Source organism: Coprobacillus sp. (assembly GCF_984815275.1).
In genome coordinates this window covers 1-1,889 of the sequence record NZ_CFJNYH010000090.1, presented here as the reverse complement: position 1 = coordinate 1,889, position 1,889 = coordinate 1, and the positions used below count along the sequence as shown (strand labels likewise).

2 protein-coding genes and 2 pseudogenes are annotated in these 1,889 nt (G+C 33.7%); all 4 read left to right on the top strand.

Going from position 1 to position 1,889, the window contains the following annotated elements:
* Positions 1–385: pseudogene (locus AC5M21_RS16020) on the top strand (hypothetical protein); the annotation flags it as partial.
* A 1-nt stretch (position 386) separates the two neighbouring features.
* Positions 387–791, top strand: a complete 405-nt coding sequence (locus AC5M21_RS16015; RefSeq protein WP_008787394.1) for a YxiG family protein — start codon at positions 387–389, stop codon at positions 789–791.
* A 476-nt stretch (positions 792–1,267) separates the two neighbouring features.
* Positions 1,268–1,483 carry a transposase gene (locus AC5M21_RS16010; protein ID WP_083806985.1) on the top strand — a complete coding sequence of 72 codons (216 nt, stop codon included), beginning with the start codon at positions 1,268–1,270 and terminating at the stop codon, positions 1,481–1,483.
* A 66-nt stretch (positions 1,484–1,549) separates the two neighbouring features.
* A pseudogene (locus AC5M21_RS16005) lies at positions 1,550–1,889 on the top strand (hypothetical protein); the annotation flags it as partial.

Below are 1,889 nucleotides of genomic sequence, written 5' to 3'. Positions count from 1 at the left end.
ATATGCTTCATCAGGAAATACAAGTCCAGGCTATGCACCTCCCTCTTCATCTAATAGTGGCTATCAGGGAGCTAGTGGAGCTAGAACAAGTTTAAAGAATGCATCTAGTTCTGTTGGAAGCAAATTAAATGGTACTGTCTCTGAATTGAATAATGGCTACAAAATTGAGATTCCTAATGGTAATAAACCAATTGTAGTAAGAATTATGGATGAAGGTTCTGGAGGAAGGAGTGCACCTTATTTCAGAGTAAGCATAGATGGAAAAGGTTCATTAACTTTAGATGGAGTATTGTCTAGTGATAGAGCTCTTACTCATATTGACTTAACAGATAATTATCTTGAACAAATCACTAATATGGTTACGAAGTATAAAGGAGGGAAATAAAATGGAAAATTTGATAGAAAAGTTAAACTTATTATGGGCAAGCAAAATATTGAATTACGACTACGATATGTTATTAAATAATATAACATTTTTATTGGAAACTCTAGATAATGGTCAAATACATAGGTATGAATTGAAATTTAAAAAAGTTAGTATGGTGTACTTTGTTAATAATGTAGGAGATACAAGATTCAATATTTTTGAACCTGATGAAGATGATTATTTGGAATTTACATCTATAAGCATTTTGGAGGATGTAAAATTCGATATTGAAAGTGAAAGAGATGAATGGTTAAAACAATACCAAGGGAAAGCAAATGTTTGTATTGAGATATGGAGTAAAGTATTATTAATAGAAGCTGATTCGATTGAATTGAATAATGAAAATTGTTCGTTAAGCAAATAGTTTCTTTCTCAAAGATTTATAGCCTTCAATAATCAAGTCACTCCCAGCGTACGAAGTGTATGCATAGGGAAGGGCTTGTGATTAGAGCGTTAGCGAGAGTCTTTATAGGGCATAATAGTAACACCGCCCTACACATACACACCTAGAAACAGGAAATAGGCTATTTTAAAGGCTTATCGCCTGTTTTTTTACTGCACAGTTTTATCAAAAAAAGTAGGCATAAATATAAATATTTCATAAAATTTTGCTTATTTTACGGAATTAAGGTCTTTGCAACTGTAGTAATAGTGTAGGAACTTTTAAGAATCTTGCCAATTCGTTACCTTTCATTTGTATTAATAATAGAAAAGATAAACATATTTTCTTGATTGGTAGACAAATTCATGATTGCATTTATGCTTTATTGTGAGGAATTAGAAAGGATAGAGGGTGTTATGGAAAAATGTTGAAAAGACACGTCCTACCAACTACAAACGATACCCAGAGTCCATACAGTTACTGCATATGCATTAATATCACATATTGCTGAAATAGAACGATTTCAAAATGCTAATAAAGTAACGAGTTATGCAGGAGTTACCCCAGTCTTTTTTAGTTCAGCAGTAAAAGGAAAGAATGTACAAAATAAAAACCAAGGTAATAGAGAACTGTATGCAATGCTTTATCTTTTGCTATGCAACAAGTACAAGTGAATATGAAAAGCGAAGCACGCAATCAGATCATGCGAGTTTATTTTGAATGCAAGGCTAGAGGAGGCAGTGAAAGCGTATTGTGATACATTAGGATTAGAGTATATATCGTTGAAGGATGCATTAAAGAGCATATCAAAAGTAGAGAAGGGGTTATCACTTTTATCAAAATATACAACAATCTGTGAAACCATAAAACATGCTGGAAATGTGAATGAATCTGCTGTACAATCAAGTGTAGGATACAGTAGCGAGTCAAGCATGAATAGCCACTGTAATGATATGGTAGGACATATCTGGTCAAGTCCGGAAGAGTATAAGGCAGTAAGAGTATGGGTAGGAACAGGGACATACAGTGGAGGCAGATGGGAAGATGCAGTCTATCATGTCGGAAGCAAGCAGTATCATG

What these genes read in the sequence shown, in the direction of transcription:
- AC5M21_RS16015 (WP_008787394.1), top strand. Translation starts at nt 387, where the DNA reads ATGGAAAATTTGATAGAAAAGTTAAACTTATTATGGGCAAGCAAAATA.